The 23451-nt window shown below is 47.2% G+C and carries 21 protein-coding genes, 1 tRNA gene and 3 rRNA genes; 8 read left to right on the top strand and 17 right to left on the bottom strand.

Features of this window, described 5'->3' with window-relative positions; translation table 11 throughout:
* Positions 1 to 11: 11 nt before the first annotated feature.
* The 5 genes from RA178_RS00235 to RA178_RS00215 form a co-directional block, all read right to left on the bottom strand.
* Positions 12 to 266: a YkgJ family cysteine cluster protein gene (locus RA178_RS00235; RefSeq protein WP_131525655.1), complete on the bottom strand. Its 255-nt coding sequence runs from the start codon at positions 264 to 266 to the stop codon at positions 12 to 14.
* A gap of 335 nt (positions 267 to 601) precedes the next feature.
* Positions 602 to 678 (bottom strand) — tRNA-Asp (locus RA178_RS00230).
* 36 nt (positions 679 to 714) lie between these two features.
* Positions 715 to 830 (bottom strand): 5S ribosomal RNA (rrf, locus tag RA178_RS00225).
* A gap of 138 nt (positions 831 to 968) precedes the next feature.
* Positions 969 to 3871 (bottom strand): 23S ribosomal RNA (locus RA178_RS00220).
* Between the two features lie 362 nt (positions 3872 to 4233).
* A 16S ribosomal RNA gene (locus RA178_RS00215) occupies positions 4234 to 5775 on the bottom strand.
* The 16S, 23S and 5S rRNA genes sit together here with 1 tRNA gene alongside, the layout of an rRNA operon.
* Before the next feature lie 557 nt (positions 5776 to 6332).
* Here RA178_RS00215 and RA178_RS00210 point away from each other — a divergent pair.
* On the top strand, positions 6333 to 6881 hold the full coding sequence (locus tag RA178_RS00210; RefSeq protein WP_173248524.1) for a gamma carbonic anhydrase family protein: 549 nt from the start codon (positions 6333 to 6335) through the stop codon (positions 6879 to 6881).
* A 134-nt stretch (positions 6882 to 7015) separates the two neighbouring features.
* Here RA178_RS00210 and RA178_RS00205 read toward each other — a convergent pair whose 3' ends face one another.
* Entirely contained in the window at positions 7016 to 7291 is a 276-nt protein-coding gene (locus RA178_RS00205) for a DUF1488 family protein (protein ID WP_113941387.1), read from the bottom strand.
* A 5-nt stretch (positions 7292 to 7296) separates the two neighbouring features.
* Entirely contained in the window at positions 7297 to 8145 is an 849-nt protein-coding gene (gene aroE, locus RA178_RS00200; RefSeq protein ID WP_306685440.1) for a shikimate dehydrogenase, read from the bottom strand.
* A gap of 153 nt (positions 8146 to 8298) precedes the next feature.
* Between aroE and RA178_RS00195 the strand changes: the two genes are divergently transcribed.
* A complete protein-coding gene (locus tag RA178_RS00195) occupies positions 8299 to 8736 on the top strand; it encodes a group II truncated hemoglobin (RefSeq protein ID WP_173248522.1) in 438 nt (145 codons plus the stop codon).
* Positions 8737 to 8770: 34 nt separating this feature from the next.
* Here the strand turns inward: RA178_RS00195 and hemF are convergent, their stop codons facing one another.
* The 6 genes from hemF to RA178_RS00165 all read right to left on the bottom strand — a co-directional run bounded on the left by hemF (position 8771) and on the right by RA178_RS00165 (position 13808).
* Complete coding sequence (hemF, locus tag RA178_RS00190; RefSeq protein ID WP_105253029.1) at positions 8771 to 9679, bottom strand: oxygen-dependent coproporphyrinogen oxidase; 909 nt, start codon at positions 9677 to 9679, stop codon at positions 8771 to 8773.
* A gap of 25 nt (positions 9680 to 9704) precedes the next feature.
* Positions 9705 to 10271, bottom strand: coding sequence for an L-threonylcarbamoyladenylate synthase type 1 TsaC (gene tsaC, locus RA178_RS00185; RefSeq protein ID WP_105250832.1), 567 nt, complete (start codon positions 10269 to 10271; stop codon positions 9705 to 9707).
* 147 nt (positions 10272 to 10418) lie between these two features.
* Entirely contained in the window at positions 10419 to 10982 is a 564-nt protein-coding gene (locus RA178_RS00180) for a DNA topoisomerase family protein (protein ID WP_105253028.1), read from the bottom strand.
* A gap of 119 nt (positions 10983 to 11101) precedes the next feature.
* A complete protein-coding gene (locus RA178_RS00175) occupies positions 11102 to 11575 on the bottom strand; it encodes a DUF494 family protein (protein ID WP_006083793.1) in 474 nt (157 codons plus the stop codon).
* A 2-nt stretch (positions 11576 to 11577) separates the two neighbouring features.
* Positions 11578 to 12594 carry a DNA-processing protein DprA gene (dprA, locus tag RA178_RS00170; protein WP_168827568.1) on the bottom strand — a complete coding sequence of 339 codons (1017 nt, stop codon included), beginning with the start codon at positions 12592 to 12594 and terminating at the stop codon, positions 11578 to 11580.
* An 83-nt stretch (positions 12595 to 12677) separates the two neighbouring features.
* Positions 12678 to 13808, bottom strand: a complete 1131-nt coding sequence (locus tag RA178_RS00165) for a LysM peptidoglycan-binding domain-containing protein (RefSeq protein ID WP_105250830.1) — start codon at positions 13806 to 13808, stop codon at positions 12678 to 12680.
* Between the two features lie 125 nt (positions 13809 to 13933).
* Between RA178_RS00165 and def the strand changes: the two genes are divergently transcribed.
* Genes def through RA178_RS00140 form a run of 5 tightly spaced genes read left to right on the top strand, consistent with a single transcriptional unit; the run spans position 13934 to position 19588 of the window.
* The gene (gene def / locus RA178_RS00160; RefSeq protein ID WP_206766142.1) at positions 13934 to 14446 is read left to right on the top strand and encodes a peptide deformylase; all 513 of its coding nucleotides are present in this window, start codon (positions 13934 to 13936) and stop codon (positions 14444 to 14446) included.
* An 8-nt stretch (positions 14447 to 14454) separates the two neighbouring features.
* Positions 14455 to 15411 (top strand): methionyl-tRNA formyltransferase, encoded by a 957-nt coding sequence (gene fmt, locus RA178_RS00155; protein WP_306684017.1) that lies wholly within the window; start codon positions 14455 to 14457, stop codon positions 15409 to 15411.
* Positions 15412 to 15413: 2 nt separating this feature from the next.
* Positions 15414 to 16700: a 16S rRNA (cytosine(967)-C(5))-methyltransferase RsmB gene (gene rsmB / locus RA178_RS00150; protein ID WP_306684015.1), complete on the top strand. Its 1287-nt coding sequence runs from the start codon at positions 15414 to 15416 to the stop codon at positions 16698 to 16700.
* Positions 16701 to 16715: 15 nt separating this feature from the next.
* Positions 16716 to 18125: a Trk system potassium transporter TrkA gene (gene trkA / locus RA178_RS00145; protein ID WP_105250826.1), complete on the top strand. Its 1410-nt coding sequence runs from the start codon at positions 16716 to 16718 to the stop codon at positions 18123 to 18125.
* Positions 18126 to 18145: 20 nt separating this feature from the next.
* The gene (locus tag RA178_RS00140) at positions 18146 to 19588 is read left to right on the top strand and encodes a TrkH family potassium uptake protein (protein WP_113941395.1); all 1443 of its coding nucleotides are present in this window, start codon (positions 18146 to 18148) and stop codon (positions 19586 to 19588) included.
* A gap of 54 nt (positions 19589 to 19642) precedes the next feature.
* Here RA178_RS00140 and hemG (RA178_RS00135) read toward each other — a convergent pair whose 3' ends face one another.
* Positions 19643 to 20197, bottom strand: a complete 555-nt coding sequence (hemG, locus tag RA178_RS00135) for a menaquinone-dependent protoporphyrinogen IX dehydrogenase (protein WP_105250824.1) — start codon at positions 20195 to 20197, stop codon at positions 19643 to 19645.
* Between the two features lie 199 nt (positions 20198 to 20396).
* On the opposite strand from hemG (RA178_RS00135), the gene RA178_RS00130 reads away from it, so the two are divergent.
* On the top strand, positions 20397 to 20705 hold the full coding sequence (locus RA178_RS00130; RefSeq protein WP_105250823.1) for an ArsR/SmtB family transcription factor: 309 nt from the start codon (positions 20397 to 20399) through the stop codon (positions 20703 to 20705).
* Between the two features lie 63 nt (positions 20706 to 20768).
* On the opposite strand, the gene hemG (RA178_RS00125) is transcribed toward RA178_RS00130, so the two are convergent.
* From hemG (RA178_RS00125) to RA178_RS00115, 3 genes are all read right to left on the bottom strand, one after another.
* Positions 20769 to 21293: a menaquinone-dependent protoporphyrinogen IX dehydrogenase gene (gene hemG, locus RA178_RS00125; protein ID WP_105250822.1), complete on the bottom strand. Its 525-nt coding sequence runs from the start codon at positions 21291 to 21293 to the stop codon at positions 20769 to 20771.
* Between the two features lie 2 nt (positions 21294 to 21295).
* The gene (locus RA178_RS00120; protein WP_105250821.1) at positions 21296 to 22753 is read right to left on the bottom strand and encodes a TrkH family potassium uptake protein; all 1458 of its coding nucleotides are present in this window, start codon (positions 22751 to 22753) and stop codon (positions 21296 to 21298) included.
* 77 nt (positions 22754 to 22830) lie between these two features.
* Positions 22831 to 23445 carry a YigZ family protein gene (locus RA178_RS00115; RefSeq protein WP_105250820.1) on the bottom strand — a complete coding sequence of 205 codons (615 nt, stop codon included), beginning with the start codon at positions 23443 to 23445 and terminating at the stop codon, positions 22831 to 22833.
* Positions 23446 to 23451: the final 6 nt, after the last annotated feature.

Below are 23451 nucleotides of genomic sequence, written 5' to 3'. Positions count from 1 at the left end.
CAGCGATAAACTTAATGAGAGGTCTGAGATTCGAGTTGGGTAATCAACCAAATCGCCTCTTCGTTCGAATGACCACAAACATCTTCAGATGCATCGAAATCACTACAAACCGCAGGACGATCAGGCGAGCCGAAAATCAAACATAAATTGGCATCGCTCAATTGCACACAACGCTCACCCGCCGCCTTACCCTTTGGCATACCCGGAATACTGCTGCTTATTGAAGGCGCAATACAGCAAGCACCACACCCAAGACGACAATTCATTTTCGTTACTCATGAAAGACATAAGGCATTATACCGTTTAATTTGTCTGAGATCAGTGTCACAGGTCAATACTGCCAAGTCGCGCACAGGAGGTTTTCAGAACGTGAAAGAAACAATATCGATAAAGTGGAATAAAGATCGGCAAAAAAGTAGGTTTTGATTTTTAACATTGAAGCGAAAGCTTCATATTCTGATAAGGATTTCGTCTACATGATGGCCGAGTATGAGGATAACCATGTACTTCGAGCCCGAAGCATGTGCGTCACGGACACGGATTATCCACGACGCCATAACGAAAAAAGCCTCATCTTTCGATGAGGCTTATCTCTTAATGTTGGCGGAGCGGACGGGACTCGAACCCGCGACCCCCGGCGTGACAGGCCGGTATTCTAACCAACTGAACTACCGCTCCTTTAGCTTAACGTCTACACGTTAACCTAAATTAGGCGCTTGGCGATGACCTACTCTCACATGGGGAGACCCCACACTACCATCGGCGCGTTTGCGTTTCACTTCTGAGTTCGGGATGGGATCAGGTGGTTCCACAAGGCTATTGTCACCAAGCAAATTCTGTTTATTACCGTGTCCATCTCTGGACCACGTTAATAATAATTCGGAAAGCTGATTTGCTTTGTTTGAGTTCACACTTCATTAAGTGTCGATATTCTGTCTAAGGCTTTCAGTAAAACCCATCTGGGTTGTATGGTTAAGCCTCTCGAGTCATTAGTACATGTTAGCTCAACGCCTCACAACGCTTACACACCATGCCTATCAACGTCCTAGTCTCGAACGGCTCTTTAGAGGAATTAAATTCCTAGGGATGACTCATCTTAGGGCTCGCTTCCCGCTTAGATGCTTTCAGCGGTTATCGATTCCGAACGTAGCTACCGGGCAATGCCATTGGCATGACAACCCGAACACCAGCGGTTCGTCCACTCCGGTCCTCTCGTACTAGGAGCAGCTCCCTTCAATCATCCAACGCCCACGGCAGATAGGGACCGAACTGTCTCACGACGTTCTGAACCCAGCTCGCGTACCACTTTAAATGGCGAACAGCCATACCCTTGGGACCGACTTCAGCCCCAGGATGTGATGAGCCGACATCGAGGTGCCAAACACCGCCGTCGATATGAACTCTTGGGCGGTATCAGCCTGTTATCCCCGGAGTACCTTTTATCCGTTGAGCGATGGCCCTTCCATTCAGAACCACCGGATCACTATGACCTACTTTCGTACCTGCTCGACGTGTATGTCTCGCAGTTAAGCTGGCTTATGCCATTGCACTAACCGTACGATGTCCGACCGTACTTAGCCAACCTTCGTGCTCCTCCGTTACTCTTTGGGAGGAGACCGCCCCAGTCAAACTACCCACCAGGCACTGTCCCTAATCCCGATAAGGGACCTAGGTTAGAACATCAAAACTACAAGGGTGGTATTTCAAGGACGACTCCATCATGACTAGCGTCACAACTTCATAGTCTCCCACCTATCCTACACATGTAGGTTCAATGTTCAGTGCCAAGCTATAGTAAAGGTTCACGGGGTCTTTCCGTCTAGCCGCGGGTATACGGCATCTTCACCGCAATTTCAACTTCACTGAGTCTCGGCTGGAGACAGCGTGGCCATCATTACGCCATTCGTGCAGGTCGGAACTTACCCGACAAGGAATTTCGCTACCTTAGGACCGTTATAGTTACGGCCGCCGTTTACCGGGGCTTCGATCATGAGCTTCTCTTGCGATAACCCAATCAATTAACCTTCCGGCACCGGGCAGGCGTCACACCGTATACTTCCTCTTGCGAGTTTGCACAGTGCTGTGTTTTTGATAAACAGTTGCAGCCACCTGGTATCTGCGACTCCCGTCAGCTTAGAGAGCAAGTCTCATCACCAACAGGAGCGTACCTTCTCCCGAAGTTACGGTACCATTTTGCCTAGTTCCTTCAGCCGAGTTCTCTCAAGCGCCTTGGTATTCTCTACCCGACCACCTGTGTCGGTTTGGGGTACGATTCCCACTAACCTGAAGCTTAGAAGATTTTCCTGGAAGCATGGCATCAACTACTTCAGTCCCTTAGGACCTCGTCATCAGCTCTCAGTGTGTACATTTAAGTACGTGTCCCCGGATTTGCCTAAGAACACCACCTACCACCTTAAACGCGGACTACCAACGCCGCGCTAGCCTAGCCTTCTCCGTCTCTCCATCGCAGTTAGCGGAAGTACAGAAATATTAATCTGTTTCCCATCGATTACGCCTTTCGGCCTCACCTTAGGGGTCGACTCACCCTGCCCCGATTAACGTTGGACAGGAACCCTTGGTCTTTCGGCGAGGGGGTTTTTCACCCCCTTTATCGTTACTCATGTCAGCATTCGCACTTCTGATACCTCCAGCGTGGGTTACCCCTTCACCTTCAACGGCTTACAGAACGCTCCTCTACCGCGCACAGTAAACTGTGCACCCGTAGCTTCGGTGACTAGCTTAGCCCCGTTACATCTTCCGCGCAGGCCGACTCGACTAGTGAGCTATTACGCTTTCTTTAAATGATGGCTGCTTCTAAGCCAACATCCTAGCTGTCTAAGCCTTCCCACATCGTTTCCCACTTAGCTAGTACTTTGGGACCTTAGCTGACGGTCTGGGTTGTTTCCCTTTTGACGACGGACGTTAGCACCCGCCGTCTGTCTCCCGAGTAGTACTCATTGGTATTCGGAGTTTGCAAAGGGTTGGTAAGTCGGGATGACCCCCTAGCCTTAACAGTGCTCTACCCCCAATGGTATTCGCTCGAGGCGCTACCTAAATAGCTTTCGAGGAGAACCAGATATCTCCCGGTTTGATTGGCCTTTCACCCCCAGCCACAAGTCATCCGCTAATTTTTCAACATTAGTCGGTTCGGTCCTCCAGTTGATGTTACTCAACCTTCAACCTGCCCATGGCTAGATCACCGGGTTTCGGGTCTACACCTTGCAACTAAACGCGCAGTTAACACTCGGTTTCCCTACGGCTCCGCTATTCGCTTAACCTCGCTACAAAATGTAAGTCGCTGACCCATTATACAAAAGGTACGCAGTCACGGTCTCAAGAACCGCTCCCACTGCTTGTACGTATACGGTTTCAGGTTCTATTTCACTCCCCTCACAGGGGTTCTTTTCGCCTTTCCCTCACGGTACTGGTTCACTATCGGTCAGTCAGGAGTATTTAGCCTTGGAGGATGGTCCCCCCATATTCAAACAGGATGTCACGTGTCCCGCCTTACTCGTTTTCATCAATGGTTAGTTTTCATGTACGGGGCTATCACCCTGTGCCGCTGCGCTTTCCAACGCATTCCACTAACACCCCACTGACTTAAGGGCTAATCCCCGTTCGCTCGCCGCTACTAGGGGAATCTCGGTTGATTTCTTTTCCTAAGGGTACTTAGATGTTTCAGTTCCCCTCGTTCGCCTCGCAACACTATGTATTCATGTTGCGATAACAGCTTATGCTGCTGGGTTCCCCCATTCGGACATCGTTAGCTCAAATGCTTGTTACTAGCTCGCCAACGCTTTTCGCAAGTTACTACGTCCTTCATCGCCTCTGACTGCCAAGGCATCCACCGTATACGCTTAGTCGCTTAACCATACAACCCAAATGAGTTTCACTCATCTGCGCCGCATTGCGACCAGCTTGGTTTTACTTGTCTCACTTCTGACCAAAGAAGTGGACGCGCCTTAGACGTAAACTATTCAATAAAGAATAATTTACTTTTGAATATTCAAGACACTTAATAAAGTGTTTGAGAACTCATGTTCAATGCTTGCGCATTAAACGTTTTGTAATTAATCACATGACAGACTCATGCAATTAAATACTATCAGCTTTCCAAATTGTTAAAGAACAATGCGTACCGGCTAGCGGCGCATTTAGCTCTGACTTCTCCTAAGAGAAGATAAACAAGCAATCTGTGTGAACACTCAACAAACATTAAGTTAGTCGTATAGGTAAGGAGGTGATCCAGCCCCAGGTTCCCCTAGGGCTACCTTGTTACGACTTCACCCCAGTCATGAACCACAAAGTGGTGAGCGCCCCCCCGAAGGTTAAGCTACCCACTTCTTTTGCAGCCCACTCCCATGGTGTGACGGGCGGTGTGTACAAGGCCCGGGAACGTATTCACCGTGGCATTCTGATCCACGATTACTAGCGATTCCGACTTCATGGAGTCGAGTTGCAGACTCCAATCCGGACTACGACGAGCTTTGTGAGATTAGCTCCACCTCGCGGCTTTGCAACCCTCTGTACTCGCCATTGTAGCACGTGTGTAGCCCTACTCGTAAGGGCCATGATGACTTGACGTCGTCCCCACCTTCCTCCGGTTTATCACCGGCAGTCTCCCTAGAGTTCCCACCATTACGTGCTGGCAAATAAGGATAGGGGTTGCGCTCGTTGCGGGACTTAACCCAACATTTCACAACACGAGCTGACGACAGCCATGCAGCACCTGTCTCACGGTTCCCGAAGGCACTAAGCTATCTCTAGCGAATTCCGTGGATGTCAAGAGTAGGTAAGGTTCTTCGCGTTGCATCGAATTAAACCACATGCTCCACCGCTTGTGCGGGCCCCCGTCAATTCATTTGAGTTTTAACCTTGCGGCCGTACTCCCCAGGCGGTCTACTTAATGCGTTAGCTTGAGAGCCCAGTGTTCAAGACACCAAACTCCGAGTAGACATCGTTTACGGCGTGGACTACCAGGGTATCTAATCCTGTTTGCTCCCCACGCTTTCGTGCATGAGCGTCAGTCTTTGTCCAGGGGGCCGCCTTCGCCACCGGTATTCCTCCAGATCTCTACGCATTTCACCGCTACACCTGGAATTCTACCCCCTCTACAAGACTCTAGTTCGCCAGTTCGAAATGCTATTCCTAGGTTGAGCCCAGGGCTTTCACATCTCGCTTAACAAACCGCCTGCGCACGCTTTACGCCCAGTAATTCCGATTAACGCTCGGACCCTCCGTATTACCGCGGCTGCTGGCACGGAGTTAGCCGGTCCTTCTTCTGTAGGTAACGTCACAGATATAGCGTATTAAACTACACCCTTTCCTCCCTACTGAAAGTGCTTTACAACCCGAAGGCCTTCTTCACACACGCGGCATGGCTGCATCAGGGTTTCCCCCATTGTGCAATATTCCCCACTGCTGCCTCCCGTAGGAGTCTGGGCCGTGTCTCAGTCCCAGTGTGGCTGATCATCCTCTCAGAACAGCTAGGGATCGTCGCCTTGGTGAGCCATTACCTCACCAACTAGCTAATCCCACCTAGGTTCATCCAATCGCGGAAGGCCCGAAGGTCCCCTCCTTTCCCCCGTAGGGCGTATGCGGTATTAGCAGTCGTTTCCAACTGTTATCCCCCTCGACTGGGCAGATCCCTAGGCATTACTCACCCGTCCGCCGCTCGCCGCCTCAGGAGTAAACTCCCTTGCGCTGCCGCTCGACTTGCATGTGTTAGGCCTGCCGCCAGCGTTCAATCTGAGCCATGATCAAACTCTTCAATTAAAGTTTTGTTGCTTCCGTCTTACGACTTCAGCGGCTCAATGAATTCTGATTTTTTGTTTCTAACTAAAGAAACAAACTGTACATATTACTATGAACACTCATTGTTACATTGATTTAAATTTTTGACTGCCAACCCGAAGGCTAAGCAGTTTCGATTAACTCAACACCTGTGAGTGTCCACACAGATTTCTTGTTTTATCTTGTTAAAGAGCAACTCAATATTCGTAAGAGAACTTGAGTACCACACTGAGCGTCGAACGCTTCCAGTTGGCTAGGGCTGCGTATTCTACGCATTTCCCGTTTCGCGTCAAGGAGTTTTTACAACTTCTTGCTGCGCTTGAATTAAGCGCTTAAAAGCGACTCAATTCAACCTAACTCGTCAGCTGGCTTTCGCTGTCTGCCGTGTCAGTGGATGCGCATTATAGGGAGATTGAGAAAGTCCGCAACCCCTATTTTTAAGATAATTGTCATTTTCTCACTGTTCGTTGGATATTTGACCTGACCCGCTAGTTTTTAACCTTTATAATGCTAAAAACCACTCAATTAGGGACTTTTCTATGTCAGGGCCACTCAGAACTTACCAAGGTATTCATCCTCAATTAGGCAATAACGTATATGTAGATGAAGCTTCGGTGCTTGTTGGCGATATTGCGTTAGATACTGATGCCAGTATTTGGCCTATGGTGGCGGCGCGTGGTGATGTTAACCATATTCGTATTGGTAAACGCTCGAACGTACAAGACGGTAGCATATTGCATGTAACGCGTAAGTCAGCTGCTCGTCCCGATGGTCATCCACTGATTATTGGTGATGATGTGACTATTGGTCACAAGGCTATGCTTCACGGTTGCAAAGTCGGTAACCGAGTATTAGTGGGCATGGGTGCGATTATTCTCGACGGTGCGATTTTAGAAGATGATGTGATCTTAGGTGCGGGTTCTTTAGTGCCACCGGGCAAGGTATTACAGAGTGGCTATTTATATGTAGGCAGCCCAGTTAAGCAGGCTCGCCCATTAACGACTGCCGAAATTGCCTTTTTGCCAGAATCTGCCGACAACTATGTCAGACTGAAAAACGAATACTTAGTTGAGTTACAAAACATCTAATCACTTATAGCCAATCTCTTATAGTTAGTCGCTTAGTGTCACTATAGCTATATAATAAAGGCGGTAGAGACTCATTGAGTCTCTACCGCCTTTTGCTATTCGCTGATTCAGAAAACTATCTAAGTTCGATAAGTTTAGCCTAAGTGTACTGCCCCAAACTCATCAAACTCTTCGGCTTCAATTAAGTCTTCCGCCATTTCTTCGGCATCAAATCTCACCGCATCAAACAATGCCAGCATAGCGGCGGCTTCATTGGCACTCGGCTGTTCAGAGAAATCATTCAGCTCGGCTAACTTATTCACACTGATATAGCACTTGATGTTCATCCCCTGTGACTGCGCGATAAAGCAGACTCGCTTGTGGGCGTCGTCCCAATATTGCAGTTCGGGGAAAAGAATACTTTGATTCATGCTTCCTACTTAGGCTCGGCCATGAGTTTATCCCGCAAAAGATTTAATACCACTTGAGTGTCGGGCTCGATACCTCGCCATAGGGTAAAACTCTTAGCCGCTTGTCCGACTAACATGCCGAGCCCATCAATAACCTTAGCTGCACCTTGAGATAGCGCCCATTGGTTAAACGCGGTGACCGAGGCGCCATACATCATGTCATAACAAACAGTTTGGGTGGTGATGATATGCGCTGGCAAAGTTGGCAACTCGCCCGCAAGACTGGCCGAGGTTGAATTGATGATGACATCGAACTCGCCCACAAGCTCATTCATTTCTACGGCGGTGACTCTATTTGCGAAAGCACCGTTATCCACCGAAGTAAAGATATCGACCAGAAGCTGTGCCTTAGTGTGAGTGCGATTACTGATGATCAGCTGCGCAATTCCCGCATTTAATAACGGCAGAATACAACCGCGCGCCGCACCACCAGCACCAATAAGTAACACGCGCTTATCTTGCAGTCTGCCTAAGTTAGCGATGAGATCGGCCACCAGCCCTAAGCCATCGGTGTTATCACCGCGAATAGTGCCATCGGCCAATAAACTTAAGGTGTTTACCGCGCCAGCAAGCTTGGCCTCTGGGCTGAGACTGTCACACAGCGCAAAAGCTTGCTCCTTAAAAGGCACTGTCACATTCGCGCCCTTGCCGCCCGCATTGAAAAACGCCGTCAGTGAGTCTTCAAAACCATCGACCGGAGCAAGAATGGCTTCATAGGTTAATAACTCTTGGGTGGGCGCGGCAAATTGTCCATGAATGAACGGCGATTTACTGTGGCTAATTGGATTGCCAAACACTGCGTATCTGTCTGTCATAGCGATATTAAATTTTAGGTTCAATGGCTTTGCAGTCTACCGCGCTTTTGAGCCTAGGCAAGACGAATTATGTTCAACTAAATTTCACGTTGGGTTTCACGCTATAATGCGCCATCGGCTCAATACTCTCTATTTTAGTGAACGACTATTCCAATGAACTGGCTTAAAAAGATTTTTAGCAAACACACTCCACCGCAGGATGATCGCGATCCGAGCCAATCTAACGCTTACGACTTAATCGGCGGCGAAAAAGTGATCCGCGCTATCACCAAATGTTTTTATCAGAAGATGGCAAGCTCCGCAGAAACGACAACACTGCTTGCCATTCATAGAGCGCCAATTGCGGAATCAGAGCAGAAGTTGTTCGAATTTTTAAGTGGTTGGCTCGGCGGGCCACAGCTCTACCAGCAGAAATATGGTCATCCCGCATTGCGAGCACGACACATGCATTTCGCCGTCGATGAGGCGATGCGGGATCAATGGCTGTTCTGTATGAAATTTGCGATTGAAGAAAACATTAATAAGCCAGAGCATCGAGCCGCCATCTTTGAGGCGATTTCAACTCTGGCTGATCATATGCGTAATCAATAAAGTGGACATCGCATCCACTCTTTAAGATTAATGGCTAAACCCAGTCACGGGGTTTGAGGTAGTTATCGTACAAATCTGCCTCAGGGCTTCCCGCCTCTGGTGTATAAGCATATTGCCAACGTACTAATGGCGGCATCGACATTAAGATAGACTCGGTACGGCCGCCCGTCTGTAGGCCAAACAAAGTGCCTCTGTCGTAGACTAAGTTGAACTCAACATAACGACCACGACGATAGAGTTGGAACTGACGCTCACGCTCACCGAATTCAGTCTCTTTACGACGCTCGACAATCGGCGCATAGGCCGTTAAGAAGCCATTACCTACAGCTTGCATAAAGCTAAAGCTTTGCTCGAATCCTGCTTGATTCAAGTCATCGAAAAACAATCCACCCACGCCGCGGGTTTCATTACGATGCGGTAGGAAGAAATACTCATCGCACCATTTCTTATACTTGGGATAAACCTCATCCCCGAAAGGCGCGCAAATATCCTTAGAAGTCTGGTGCCACTCGCGCACATCTTCCTCGAACGGATAATAAGGCGTTAAATCAAAGCCACCGCCAAACCACCACACGGGATCGGCATCCTCTTTTTGAGCGATGAAGAAGCGCACATTGGCATGAGTCGTTGGGATATAAGGATTATTAGGATGAATCACTAAAGAAACGCCCATAGCTTCAAAACTACGGCCCGCTAACTCAGGGCGATGCGCCGTAGCCGACGCAGGCATAGCAGCACCAGTCACATGGGAAAAGTTAACCCCAGCTTGCTCGAACACTGCACCTTGGGTTAATACTCGGCTAGTACCACCACCACCTTCAGCGCGAGTCCATGAATCGGCGGCGAACGTGGCTTGGCCATCCAGCGCCTGTAAACCAGCACAAATTCGGTTTTGTAGATCGATTAAAAACGCTTTTACCACTGCAACATCAGGCACACTCATCTTGTTATCCTTATTATTGGTTTGCTCATTGTCCATTTCGTAAAATCTTGCCGCTTCGCGCATCGATAATGGTCGAGGGCTGACGTTGCTCACCGAGTTCACCTAATACGAGTGCATCAATTTTACCTGTAAAATCTGCGAGAATTTCATCGGCAGTTAATGCAGGATCTTCACCCGCAAGGTTAGCGCTAGTCGACACTAAAGGTTTATTGAGCGCGCGGCACAGGGCTTGCACCCCAGTATGGGCTGATACTCGCACTGCAATAGAGTCAAATTCACCACAGAGGTATTTTGAAACCTGCGCTTTGATTGGCATTACAAAGGTAAAAGGCCCCGGCCACTTGGAAAATGCAAACTCGAGCTGCTCAGCCGTTAATTGCGATTCATCAACATAAGCTAAAAGCTGCTGAAAATCACTGGCGACTAAGATCAGTCCCTTTTGCCATGGGCGCTGTTTTACCGCCAATAACTTTTGGATAGCGGTGTCATTATCGGGGTCGCAACCTAGGCCATAAACGGCCTCAGTTGGATAAGCGATAACACCACCGTTAAGCACAATATCTTTTATGTCAGATGGGTGCAGCTGCAACATCTTAGGATCACCTTTTGAGTATTGTCGATTTCAACAATCAAATTATTGGATAAATTCGAATACTGACCGCCCCATCAGCGGTCAACCGAGGATTATACGCAAGCCACTTTCATCGGCCAAATATTAAGATGCAGGTCACACAATAAACTAAAGTGGTCTTTTGTATTTACAGCTTTTTTGCGGGCATTCTAAACGCATCCCAGCCGCACCTTTACGCTCGACTAAGATCCCAAAACCACAACTCGGGCAAGCTTCAGCAACCGGAGGATAATTCACAATAAACTTGCACTTAGGGTAAGCACTGCAGGCATAAAAACTCTTTCCGAAGCGACTCGTTCTGTGCTCAAGCTTACCCGCTTTGCATTCAGGGCAAGGAATGTCAGGCTTATCACTCGCTTGATCCTGTTTTTCAATATGCGTGCAGCTAGGATATTGCGTACACCCAATAAAGATCCCAAAGCGCCCTGACTTTACTGCCAGTTCGTGACCGCATTCAGGACATACAGAACCTTCAATCACTTGAGTTTCAATAGATTCGTGCTGCACTAAGGGTCGAGTGTAATTACAGCTAGGGTAATTATTACAGCCAATAAAACCGCCGTGCTTACTGTGTTTAACCGATAACTCGCTGCCACATTCGGGACAAAGTTCGTATTCTTTTTCCAGTGCGTGTTCGTGGGCACTAAATAATTGTTCATCAATCTTAGACATAATCATTCACCACCTGTCGTAGCGCATTAGGATATCAAGCGCAGTGCCATCAAGGAATTTATGGCATCAAAAAAGGAGGTCTTAGCCTCCTTTCTCTCATAATTCATCTTTCACAACAATTAAGAATGCAGTCGGCCTTCGGGCTGTTCGAAGATTAAATCTTCCATTTGCTCATAAGCGGACTCATGGCCAGGAGCATTAAACAGCACCATTAAGATAACCCATTTGAGATCTTCTAAAATCAGGGTTGGTTCATCCAACTCCATAACTCTATCGATCACCATTTCACGGGTTTCGACATTCAGCACTTTAACTTGCTCTAAAAACAGCAAGAAACCGCGGGATTCCACATCCAGCTTGTCCATTTCGTCCTTTGTATAGATACGAAACGAATGCTGATCGTGATTACAAAGATAAGGTTTATCCCCTTCTTGTAATTCAGCTAAGCGCTCCAACCAAGTTAACGCTTTTAAAATCTCGGATTGATGAAATCCGGCACGAGTGAGTTCCTTGGTTAACTCGTCTTCATCAACTAGTAGTTCAACTTCACTGTGAACATAGTTTTCAAATAGATACATGAGGATATCAAACATGGCTAGCTCCTCTTTACTCTGACGTAACCACCGGGTACTGCTATTACCCAACCTTGCAACTCAAGTTCAAGCATTTGTTCTAACACCAGATCTATCGTTTTTCCACTATGTTCAACGACTGCATCAATTGATGTAGTTTCATAACCTACACTAGCTAACAGAGACGAAAATGGCAAATTACAAATCTCGTCTTGCTGTATATGGTGGCATAACTTCAATTCTTCAAGGTGGAAAGCGGTTAAACTTGCCAACTCTTCCACTATATCGGCAGCGGTTTCCACAAGCTTTGCTCCATCACGTAATAAATCATGACAGCCTTGATGGTAACCACCTAAGATTGAGCCCGGAACGGCAAACACCTCACGCCCTTGTTCCATCGCCAACCTAGCAGTGATTAAAGAGCCGCTTTTGCGACAGGCTTCAACCACAAGAGTACCTAAAGATAGACCGCTAATAATGCGATTTCGTTTCGGAAAATTACCCGCAAAGGGACCAGTATCAGGCCAAAACTCGCTAAGTATACAGCCTTGCCGCTGAATATCATGATAAAGCTGTCGATGTTTTCGTGGATAAATGATCTCTATGCCCGTTCCTAGTACGGCAATAGTGCGCCCTTGATGGTCAACACAGGCTTTATGGGCCGCCCCATCAATCCCCATCGCCATGCCGCTACAGATACCAAATCCCATTGAGGACATCTCAGCAGCCAGTTGGTAAGCGACCTGCAATCCGCCTGGAGAAGCATTACGACTGCCAACAATAGCAAGATAAGGAAGGGCTAACGCCTCTAAGCAACCTTTAACGAACAGGACGGCGGGCGGATCTGAGAGTTGTTTTAATAATGGTGGATAAAGCGGATCAGAGAAACAAAGCAGATGATGATCGGCGGCTTGCTGTTGCCATTCGAGGGCGACATCCACTTTTTGATAATCAATAACAAGGCTATGGAGCAGATGATCAGATAAAGGTAGCGCTTGTCTCTCATGCTCTAACCTTTGTCTGAGGTCGTCCACTTCCATGTGCGTTAATAATTGTTGGATCCGAGCGGGTCCTAGCCCAGATACAGCACAAACAACTAACCAATCGACCAAATTTTCAGAGATTATAGACCTCTTAAGGCTAAAGATTCTGGGGCGATTAACTTATCGTCGACACGAACAGGCCGCTCGGTGGAGACAATCAAACCTAAGCTCGCCTTATCAAACACTTTAAACACTAACAACTTACCATGATAAACATCCGGCATCTTAACTGCACGATCCGAAGAGACTGACGCCATTAGGTTATCATAGGCAGTACGTTCAATTGCAGGAACTGGCATACCGTCATTGTTGATAACAATAACCTCACCATCACGGTAAATAGAAAATACCACCCCAGGCTCGACGCCATCCTGAGTGCCTTTATCTAAGTACACGACATTCAACTTACCCGCTTCACGCAAATTTGATTCTGTCGCTAACACTAAAGCCGGTATCTTTAATTCCGCAGGTTTAGGAGTAAAGTAAGCTGACATCAAGGAATCACTTTCCATCGGCAATACTCTGAAGCCCGCTTTGGTTTCGCGAAAGCTCGTTAGCAACTTAATTTTTGAAACCTTACCAGACTCAATCACTTGCCCAGTAGACGACAAAATGGCTTCTTGTCCTAACGCTTCGCCTGACTCTTTATTGAAAAACTCGCGACCGCGTTCGTAAATACCATATTTTTGGTTTATTGGCAGTTCAGCATCAATATAAATCACATCACCCACAATATGGTGACGCGATGGACTTTCACCTGCCAGCACCATAGGTTGCTCAGTAAGCCAGTGAGTCTCGACGACCCGATTCTGCACTAAATATTGTTCAATCAAGGCTAAATCAACGGCTGGAATAGCATTACTCTTAGCAATGACACGTCCCTCGGGACTCTTTTTTACATGGGGTTTAGCACTATCGACAGTAGCACCATTACGCACAAGGCGGGGCTGACCATCAATAAATACCAGAGTGAGTTGATCGCCAGGGTAAATAAGGTGGGGGTTAGCTATCTGTGGGTTTACATCCCAAAGACTCGGCCATTTCCATGGGTCATTCAGAAACGCGGCGGAGATATCCCAAAGAGTATCGCCCTTTTTCACTACATATGACTCAGGATGCCCCGCCTTAAGCGTCAGGGTATCTGCGGCAACAAACGTGCAATTGAATGTCATTAACGCGAGTAAAATTAACCGTTTCATGGGTATTTCCATGTTGTTTAACTCTTAGTTTGAGCTTTTACTGTTATTGGTAGGCACTAAAGATTAAAATTAACTCATTAGCATCAGTCAGTATAACTAACTGGCAGAGATTTGACAGACTTGTTAAGAGTTTATGTATGACACTATTAAAAGTATTACAATTCCCTGACGAAAGATTACGAACACAAGCCACACCCATCACAGAGTTTAATGCCGAGCTGCAGACTCAAATTGATGATATGTTCGAAACCATGTACCAAGAAAAAGGTATCGGTCTGGCCGCGACCCAAGTTGATTACCATAAACAACTTATTGTCATGGACTTACAGGATGAAGTCGAACGACCAAAAGTGTTTATCAACCCTGAAATTATCGCCAGCAGCGGTGACTTCTGCAATGAAGAAGGTTGCCTGTCGGTTCCGGGGATTTACGCCAAAGTCGATCGCGCCGAATTTGTCACGGTAAAAGCCTTAGACAGGCACGGTAACGAATTTATAGTTGAAGCCGATGAGTTATTTGCCATTTGTATTCAACACGAAATGGATCACCTCAAAGGCAAATTGTTTGTCGATTATTTGTCGCCGCTAAAACGTCAGCGGATCAAACAAAAACTTGAAAAAGCCGCCCGATTGGACGCCAAAGAAGCATAGGATCAGATTTGAAACCACTCAACATCATCTTTGCCGGAACACCGGATTTTGCCGCTCGCCACTTACAAGCACTTTTAAACTCACACCACAATGTGATTGGCGTTTACACTCAGCCCGATAGACCCGCTGGCCGCGGCAAGAAACTGACCGCCAGCCCAGTAAAAGAACTCGCTATCGCCAATAGTATTCCAGTGTTTCAACCCGGCTCATTACGTAAAGAACCCGCGCAACAAGAACTTGCCGCACTCAACGCCGATATCATGGTGGTCGTCGCCTACGGCCTGATCTTGCCAAAAGTCGTATTAGATACACCGCGTTTAGGTTGTATTAACGTTCATGGTTCTATTTTGCCACGCTGGCGTGGTGCCGCACCGATCCAACGCGCGCTTTGGGCCGGCGACAAAGAAACTGGCGTAACCATTATGCAGATGGATGTGGGTTTAGATACTGGTGACATGCTGCTTAAAACCTATCTGCCGATCGAAGATAACGACACGTCAGCCAGCCTTTACGAGAAACTGGCAGAACAAGGTCCCGTTGCCCTATTGCAAGCCCTCGAGGGTTTAGCAAACGGTACCTTAGCCGCTGAAAAACAAGATGAAGCCTTAGCAAACTACGCAGAAAAACTCAGCAAAGAAGAAGCCAGACTCGATTGGAATAAATCCGCTAAACAGTTATGGCAAGAAGTCCGTGCCTTTAATCCTTGGCCTGTGAGTTACTTTGAGCACCAAGGTAACACTATAAAAGTGTGGCAAACTCAAGTCAGCGAAACCACCAGCGCAGCCGCTCCAGGTACTATTATCAGCGCCAGCAAAAAAGGCATAGACGTCGCCACCGCTGATGGTGTGTTAACCCTGCTGAGTATGCAGCTACCAGGGAAAAAGCCACTCAATGTTGCCGATATTCTCAATGCTCGAGGTGAATGGTTTAGCCCGAATACTCGCCTCGCAAACGAGGCACAATAATCATGAACTTGCGCGCGCTAGCTGCGAAAGCCATCTTCGAAGTATTAGAAAAAGGCGTGTCACTCTCAGTGGCACTGCCCGATCAACAAAAGCACCTTGCCAGCGGCAAAGATAAAGCCCTACTCGCCGAGCTCTGTTACGGCGTGATGCGCACTCTGCCGCAAATAGAGAAACGCATCAGTGAATGCCTAGCGAAACCACTCAAAGGTAAGCAAAGGATTATCCACCAGCTGCTGATCATAGGTTGCTATCAACTTTACTTCACTCGCATTCCAAGCCACGCCGCGATTTCAGAAACCGCCGAAGCCTGTCGCCAGTTAAAATTTGAAGGCATGGTCAAAGTGGTTAATGGTGTACTGCGCAATATTCAGCGCCAGCTATCGCCGCTAAGCACAGAAACAGATACCTTAAGCTATAACACACCCGCTTGGTTAATTAAGCGCTTAAAAGAAGCCTATCCCGAGCAGTGGCAAGACATCATTCAACAAAGCCATGAACGCCCGCCCATGTGGCTGCGTAACAATCGCTTATCCCAGAGCCGTGCCGAATACCTCGCAGCTTTAGCCGAAATCGACATTGAAGCGAGCGAAGGCAGCAGTGCCGATGCCATTATCCTAGCGCATCCAAAGGATGTCGCCACACTGCCACACTTTCATGAAGGTGCTGCATCAGTGCAAGATGGCGCGGCACAATGGGCGGCGACCTTACTTGCCCCGCAAGCGAATGAATTAATACTCGATGCCTGCGCGGCACCCGGTGGCAAAAGTTGTCACTTACTCGAACTTGAGCCGAGTATCAAATTAGTCGCTGTTGATTTTGATGCTAAACGCCTTGAACGTGTGCAACAGAACCTTAACCGCTTATCATTAAAAGCGGAGCTTATCCATGGTGATGCGGCCAACATAGACTCATGGTGGCAAGGCGGACAATTTGATCGTATCTTACTGGACGCGCCTTGCTCGGCCACGGGAGTGATCCGCCGCCATCCCGATATTAAATGGTTGCGAAAAAACCATGACATTGAAGAATTGGCTGAACTTCAACAGCAAATTCTCGATCATTGCTGGAAGTGGCTAAAACCCGGTGGCACGCTTCTTTATGCCACTTGTTCGATTTTACCGCAGGAAAACCGCGACCAGATCAGTGCGTTTTTAGATAGAACGGTAGATGCTAAACTAGACACACTTGTCCAGCAAAATTCGCCACAGGATATAGGTTGGCAAATCACGCCAGGACAAGACAATATGGATGGGTTTTATTATGCCCGTTTATTGAAAGCGACTGATTAGGAAGTAAGCAAGGCCATGAAAATTATCATATTAGGTGCGGGTCAAGTTGGGGGAACCTTGGCCGAAAATTTGGTGGGTGAGAACAATGACATCACCATTGTCGATTATGACAAATCCAGATTACGCGCCCTGCAAGATAAATATGACCTTCGCGTCGTAGCGGGCCATGCCGCTCACCCTGATGTTCTCAGAGAAGCAGGCGCAGAAGATGCCGACATGCTTATCGCCGTAACCAATAGTGATGAATGCAATATGGCTGCCTGCCAGATTGCCTATACCCTTTTTGGTACGCCGACTAAAATTGCCCGTATCCGCTCAGAACCGTATTTGGCGATGCGCGATAAACTCTTTATCGACAGTGAAACCAAAAATAGCGACGGTCGCCCCCGCGGCGGCTTCGTAATCGATGAATTAATCGCCCCTGAACAGTTAGTGACCGCTTACATCCAGCGACTCGTAGAATATCCAGGCGCATTACAAGTGCTTGAATTTGCCGAAGGCCGCTTGAGCCTAGTGGCTGTTCGAGCCTATTACGGCGGCCCACTGGTGGGAAATGCATTAGCGGCACTTCGCGAGCATATGCCCAATATTGATACCCGGGTCGCGGCGATCTTCCGCCAAGGCCGCGCTATTATGCCTCGCGGAACGACCATTATCGAAGCCGATGATGAAGTCTTCTTCGTTGCAGACAGTCGCCATATTCGCGCTGTCATGAGCGAAATGCAAAAGCTCGATAACTCCTACCGCAACATTATGATCGCCGGTGGCGGTAACATAGGCCTAGGTTTAGCAAAACGCCTTGAGCGCACCCACTCGGTCAAACTGATTGAGCATAAATTAGAACGTGCAGAAGCCTTATCGGAGCAGCTGGAAAATACCACAGTGTTCTGCGGTGATGCCTCAGATCAAGAATTACTGCTCGAAGAACACATAGACCAAACCGACGTATTTATTGCGGTCACCAATGACGACGAAGCCAATATTATGTCCGCCCTGCTAGCAAAACGTATGGGCGCGAAAAAGGTCATGGTGCTTATTCAACGCGAAGCCTATGTGGATATAGTGCAAGAAGCCAACATCGATATTGCAATCTCACCACAACAAGCGACGATTTCAGCACTATTAACTCATATTCGTCAGGGTGATATCTGTAACGTTTACTCTCTACGTCGTGGGGCGGCCGAGGCAATTGAAGCCATCGCCCACGGAGATGCCAGCACTTCTAAAGTCGTTGGCAAAGCCATTGGTGATATTAAGTTGCCACCGGGGACAACGATTGGTGCCATTGTCCGCAATGATGAAGTGCTGATGGCCCACGACAAAACCGTGATAGAGCAAGGGGATCACGTGATCTTGTTCTTAGTGAATAAAAAGTTTGTCGGCGAAGTCGAGAAGCTTTTCCAACCAAGTGCTTTCTTCTTCTAAGAACCTTAGTAAGCCAACTTATGCTGAACTTTAGACCGCTATTGTTTATTTTAGGGCTGTTTTTGTCCATGCTGACAGCTTTCATGCTGATCCCACTGCTCCTCGCCGCATACAAAGGTGAGGAAACCGTGGGCTCTTTTATGGTGTCGGCATTAGTCACAGGCATTAGCTCAAGCCTGTGTTTACACAATGGCCAGAGCAAAAGCATTAACCTCAATATCCGCGATATGTTCCTACTAACCAGCCTAACGTGGTTGATCGTAAGCCTATTCGCGGCCATGCCATTTACCCTTTATCACGGTATTGGTTATACCGACGCCTTCTTTGAAACCATGTCCGGCATCACGACCACAGGTTCTACTGTACTCTCAGGGTTGGATACTATGGATCACAGTATCTTAATCTGGCGCTCTTTATTGCAATGGCTAGGTGGGATTGGTTTTATCGTAATGGCGGTGGCGATTCTGCCCTTCTTAAACGTTGGCGGGATGCGGCTATTCCGCACTGAATCATCCGATTGGAGCGATAAAGCAGTGCCTCGCACCCAAAGCATGGCTAAGTATTTATTCTTTATATATATTTTACTAACGAGTATCTGCTGTGTTGCCTATCATCTGGCGGGAATGACTTGGTTTCAGGCCATCAATCATGCAATGACCACCCTCTCGACTGGTGGCTACTCGACCTCAGATAGCTCAATGGCGGCGTTCTCCAACTCTGCACACTGGGTTGGGATTTTCTTTATGGCAGCAGGTGGCTTGCCACTACTCATGTTTGTACAAACCATACAGCAAAGGGATCTACGGATTTGGAACGATGCTCAGGTCAAAGGCTTCTTATTTTTCCTCACATTTGTATCTTGTTCTATTGGCTTCTGGCTGTGGCAAACCCGCGACATTGAGCTTCTAGATGCACTGCGTTTATCCAGCTTTAACGTGGTATCGGTAGTCACCACTACAGGTTATGGCTTAACGGACTACGGTGCTTGGGGCGCCTTTGCCAATATCGCCTTCCTGTTTTTAATGTTTGTCGGTAGTTGCTCTGGTTCCACTTCGGGCGGGATTAAGATCTTCCGTTTTCAAATTGCTGGGGCCATTATGCGCGAGCAATTGAAACAGCAATGTCATCCAAACGGTATCTTTAGGGAACGTTACAACAACCGCATCATCAGTGATGATATCGTCCGATCTCTGATCACTTTCGTACTGCTGTTTGTGATGGTGATTGTAGGCTTGTCAGTGATTTTAGTGCTCACGGGTCTCGATCCTATGACCAGTTTCACGGGCGCGATTACGGCAGTCACTAACGTGGGCCCTGGTTTAGGCCCGATTATTGGACCTGTAGGTAACTTCTCAACGCTACCCGATGTCGCTAAATGGGCGTTGTCACTCGGCATGCTCCTCGGTCGTTTAGAAATCTTAACCGTGGCGGTATTGTTCCACCCGAGTTTCTGGAAGTACTAATTCAGTAGAGCTTGAATACTAAAAAGGCGCTTAACGTGTTAAGCGCCTTTTTTATTAAGCAGTTGCAGTAACGTCAGCTAATTCCAACAGATGATCAGCATAGACTTTCACATCAGCCCAGTCGGTATAATCGATAACTGACTTAGGATCAGTTGGACCCTTGGTCATCTTCATAATCAACTGAATCGCCAATCTGTCATACCAAGGCCATGAAGGATAATCCACTTTGCCCGCAATAATTTTAAGATCAGCAGGCGTCCATGGCGATAATGCAATGAACTTTTGCAGATATTTATTATTTGCAGGGATACGTTTTTCAGGATTTCTCGCCACAACATTGACGCAGAAAAAACTGTTTGGCAATGCGCCCAGAGCCTGTGCATGCTGCTCAATAAATTGAAAAACGCTCTTATCATAGGTGCCATAGAGCACGCAGGCACCTAAGGCAACGACATCATAATCAGGCCAATTAATACAAGTCGCGGCAGCACTGTTGATATCGATGAGGTCAACCTTAGCGTCACGAAATCTTAATTGCTCGGCAATTGCACTGGCAATCTTGGCCGTATGGCCACCACGGGTAAAATAAAGTACGAGGACGCGTGTCATAGGCAATTTCCGATCCACTGAGTAATACCACCATTGTGGCAAGGCTACGTTAAATAAACCTCTGATAGGATCACAAATCAGTCGTATCTCATATTCTGAGATGCAAAAATTGAGATCTGCATTGCCGAGCAGTATGATTGCGTAAACACATGTGTTCAATTAGAATTATCTAATCAAAAGCGATAAAGTGAGTGACCTTATGCAAAATGATATAGATGTAGATGCAATGGTAACTAATGCGGAAAGTGCGGCTAAATGGCTCAAGGCCATAGCGAACCCTTATCGCCTAATGATTTTATGTCTATTACTAGACAAAGAGTTGAGCGTAACCGAGCTCAACGCCACAGTGCCATTAAGCCAGTCGGCCCTATCCCAGCATTTAGCCGTATTACGCGCAGAAGATCTGGTGGATACCCGTAAGAGCTCGCAAATTGTTTACTATAAACTCAAGAACGAGCAAGTCACCCAAGTGATTTCGATTCTGCATAGCCGCTACTGCGCGGCCTAACACTGCAAAATTAGCCTAAATTTAAGCCCTAACCTCTTGCAAGTGATTAGGGCTTAATGGTTTTTAATGTTGGCTAAAACGGTTACCGAAGGCATCGACTTTTGCCCAATCGGTAAACTCAAAAGTGCCTGTGATATCCGTTGGCCCTTTAGTCAACCACATGATAAAACGTATCATGGTCCGATCGAAGAAACCGTATTTAGGGTAATCAATCTTGCCTGCAAACACTTCTAACAGCTGGGGTTGCCACAGTGAAAGCTTGAGAAACTTTTGCATATAAGGATTGGTTTCAGGCGTATTTTTTAAGGATTTGCGCGCCACTACGTTAACGGTAAAAAAACCATTAATCTTAGTATCTAGCACTGCATGGTGGCGATTCACATACTGATAAAGCTCTGGTCTATGTTTACCATAACGAATACTGGCACCAATCAGCACTTTATCAAAATCCACTAGACTCAACGCTTCCGCCTGCTCTAATGTGGCGAGCGAAACCTGCTCTCCCGCCTGTTCAGCAATCGTCTTCATTTTTTGGCAAATTGCCAATGTTTGGCCATCTATCGTCGAATAGATTATTAACGTCTGCATGATTAATTCTTCCAAAAAGTTGGCGTAAACAAAATCAGTAAGGTAAATACTTCGAGGCGACCAAACAGCATAGCCACGACCAATACCCACTTGGCTCCATCACCAATACTGGCATAATTGCTCGCTACCTCACCTAAACCTGGGCCTAAGTTGTTTAAGCATGCCGCCGTGGCACTAAAAGCCGTAATATCATCTAATCCCATCGCCATGAGTGCAAGCATACAAATCACAAACACCAGCGCATAGGCAGAAAAGAATCCCCAAACAGCATCAACCACGCGATCGGGCAAGGCTTTAGAGCCAATCCTAATCGAAAACATTGCCTTAGGGTGAACGAGTCGTTTCAATTCACGGGAACCCTGTAACAGCAGTAAAATTACTCGAATGACCTTAATCCCACCCGCCGTTGAGCCACCACAGCCACCGATAAAACTCGAAAACATTAATAGTATGGGTAAAAATAATGGCCACAGATGGAAGCTATCAGTGCCAAATCCAGCCGTAGTGGCAACTGAAACTGCCTGAAATAAAGCATGATCTAAGGTTTCTTCTGGCGAATCATAAATACCAGAACGATAAAGCGTGAAGAAACAAATCGCTGTGAGAATAAGTTGAATCGCCACCAGCATCTTAAATTCAGCATCTTTAAAATAGACTCTAACGTTAATCCCACGTCGTGAAAATGCCGCAAAATGCACGCTAAAGTTAACCGCAGAAACAATTAAAAAGAACACACAAATAAGGTTAATAGTAGGACTATCGAAATAGCCCATGCTGGCATCGTGGGTCGAAAAACCTCCGATGGCAATGGTCGAAAATGAATGACAAATAGCGTCAAAAATACTCATGCCCGCCCACCAATAAGCCGTCGCGCAGGAAATCGTTAGCAGTAAATAGATATACCACAGTGCTTTAGCAGTTTCGGCTATCCGCGGGGTCATCTTACTGTCTTTCACAGGCCCCGGAATTTCAGCGCGATAAAGCTGCATTCCTCCCACACCGAGCACAGGTAAAATAGCCACTGCAAGCACAATAATCCCCATGCCACCAAGCCATTGCAGCATATGGCGGTAAAACAAAATGGCCTTAGGTAGGAAATCGAGCCCGACAATGACAGTGGCTCCGGTGGTAGTTAACGCAGAAAAAGATTCAAAGAAGCTGTCTGTCCAGCTTAAGTCTGGCTGACTCGAAAAGATAAACGGCAAGGCACCAATAGAACCCAGTACAGTCCAGAACAGCACGACAATCAGGAAGCCCTCTCGAGTACGCAATTCTTCTTTGCAGTGGCGGTTTGGATACCAGAGCCAAAAACCAATAAATAGGCTAACAAAAAATGCCTGCATAAACGCCGTGCCGCCGCCATCGTTATACCAAACAGCGATCAGTGCTGGTGGCAGCATAGTGATTGAAAATAAACCAATCAGCAGGCCTATGATTCTAATTATGGTTTTATATTGCATTACGCGAGTTCAATTATTCCATTGGCTGTAAAGGTATTTTCAGCATTTGGGCTATTTTGGCATAATTTACGCAGGCATCACAGCTCAAACTCGGGCCTCAAACTTCCTTGACTCAGTGTCGCCAGTGACTCACAAAGCCATGCCTGTTGCTCTCGCCCTATCTCAAACACAATATCGACCGCTGCGGCAAATTGCTTATCGATGATCACGGCATCCACTTGCTGTAATAGATGCTCGACATCGCGCAGCTGCGCATAATCACAATGCAACTTGGCGGGATACCGTAACTGTTTGAGTCGCGTCGGTAATTGAATCAAGCCTTGCCTTAAGCCCGACGTATAAGCCCGAACGAGTCCACCTACGCCTAGCTTAGTACCGCCATAGTAACGCACGACAACAGCGCCAACTTCGCCAATATGTGCCCCTTGCAACACAGCTAACATAGGGCGGCCTGCACTGCCAGCGGGCTCACCGTCATCACTCGAACCAATCAAGACGCTATCATCCGGTGCGCCAGCAACAAAAGCTGAGCAATAGTGGCTTGCGCCGGGATAGTCACGCTTTATGTCAGTAAGTACTAACTTTAATTTATCGACACTATCGCAATGAAAGAGAAAAGAGATAAAGCGACTATGCTTTATCTCTTCTTCAATGACGATTTCATCACAGGGAACGTTATAACTTTCGAGCACGAATTC

Source organism: Shewanella oncorhynchi (assembly GCF_030848765.1).
Lineage (GTDB): Bacteria > Pseudomonadota > Gammaproteobacteria > Enterobacterales > Shewanellaceae > Shewanella > Shewanella oncorhynchi.
The sequence above is the reverse complement of the archived record's forward strand: the minus strand, read 5'-3'. Positions and strand labels throughout refer to the sequence as shown.

Excerpts from the sequence above, each read along its gene's own strand:
- RA178_RS00195 (WP_173248522.1), top strand. The coding sequence starts at position 8,299 with ATGAACTGGCTTAAAAAGATTTTTAGCAAACACACTCCACCGCAGGAT.
- dprA (WP_168827568.1), bottom strand. The coding sequence starts at position 12,594 with ATGGAAGTGGACGACCTCAGACAAAGGTTAGAGCATGAGAGACAAGCG.
- trkA (WP_105250826.1), top strand. The coding sequence starts at position 16,716 with ATGAAAATTATCATATTAGGTGCGGGTCAAGTTGGGGGAACCTTGGCC.
- def (WP_206766142.1), top strand. The coding sequence starts at position 13,934 with ATGACACTATTAAAAGTATTACAATTCCCTGACGAAAGATTACGAACA.
- RA178_RS00165 (WP_105250830.1), bottom strand. The coding sequence starts at position 13,808 with ATGGAAATACCCATGAAACGGTTAATTTTACTCGCGTTAATGACATTC.
- RA178_RS00235 (WP_131525655.1), bottom strand. The coding sequence starts at position 266 with ATGAATTGTCGTCTTGGGTGTGGTGCTTGCTGTATTGCGCCTTCAATA.
- RA178_RS00120 (WP_105250821.1), bottom strand. The coding sequence starts at position 22,753 with ATGCAATATAAAACCATAATTAGAATCATAGGCCTGCTGATTGGTTTA.
- RA178_RS00130 (WP_105250823.1), top strand. The coding sequence starts at position 20,397 with ATGCAAAATGATATAGATGTAGATGCAATGGTAACTAATGCGGAAAGT.
- aroE (WP_306685440.1), bottom strand. The coding sequence starts at position 8,145 with ATGACAGACAGATACGCAGTGTTTGGCAATCCAATTAGCCACAGTAAA.
- RA178_RS00140 (WP_113941395.1), top strand. The coding sequence starts at position 18,146 with ATGCTGAACTTTAGACCGCTATTGTTTATTTTAGGGCTGTTTTTGTCC.
- RA178_RS00210 (WP_173248524.1), top strand. The coding sequence starts at position 6,333 with ATGTCAGGGCCACTCAGAACTTACCAAGGTATTCATCCTCAATTAGGC.
- hemF (WP_105253029.1), bottom strand. The coding sequence starts at position 9,679 with ATGAGTGTGCCTGATGTTGCAGTGGTAAAAGCGTTTTTAATCGATCTA.
- rsmB (WP_306684015.1), top strand. The coding sequence starts at position 15,414 with ATGAACTTGCGCGCGCTAGCTGCGAAAGCCATCTTCGAAGTATTAGAA.
- tsaC (WP_105250832.1), bottom strand. The coding sequence starts at position 10,271 with ATGTTGCAGCTGCACCCATCTGACATAAAAGATATTGTGCTTAACGGT.
- hemG (WP_105250824.1), bottom strand. The coding sequence starts at position 20,197 with ATGACACGCGTCCTCGTACTTTATTTTACCCGTGGTGGCCATACGGCC.
- RA178_RS00180 (WP_105253028.1), bottom strand. The coding sequence starts at position 10,982 with ATGTCTAAGATTGATGAACAATTATTTAGTGCCCACGAACACGCACTG.
- RA178_RS00175 (WP_006083793.1), bottom strand. The coding sequence starts at position 11,575 with ATGTTTGATATCCTCATGTATCTATTTGAAAACTATGTTCACAGTGAA.
- RA178_RS00205 (WP_113941387.1), bottom strand. The coding sequence starts at position 7,291 with ATGAATCAAAGTATTCTTTTCCCCGAACTGCAATATTGGGACGACGCC.
- hemG (WP_105250822.1), bottom strand. The coding sequence starts at position 21,293 with ATGCAGACGTTAATAATCTATTCGACGATAGATGGCCAAACATTGGCA.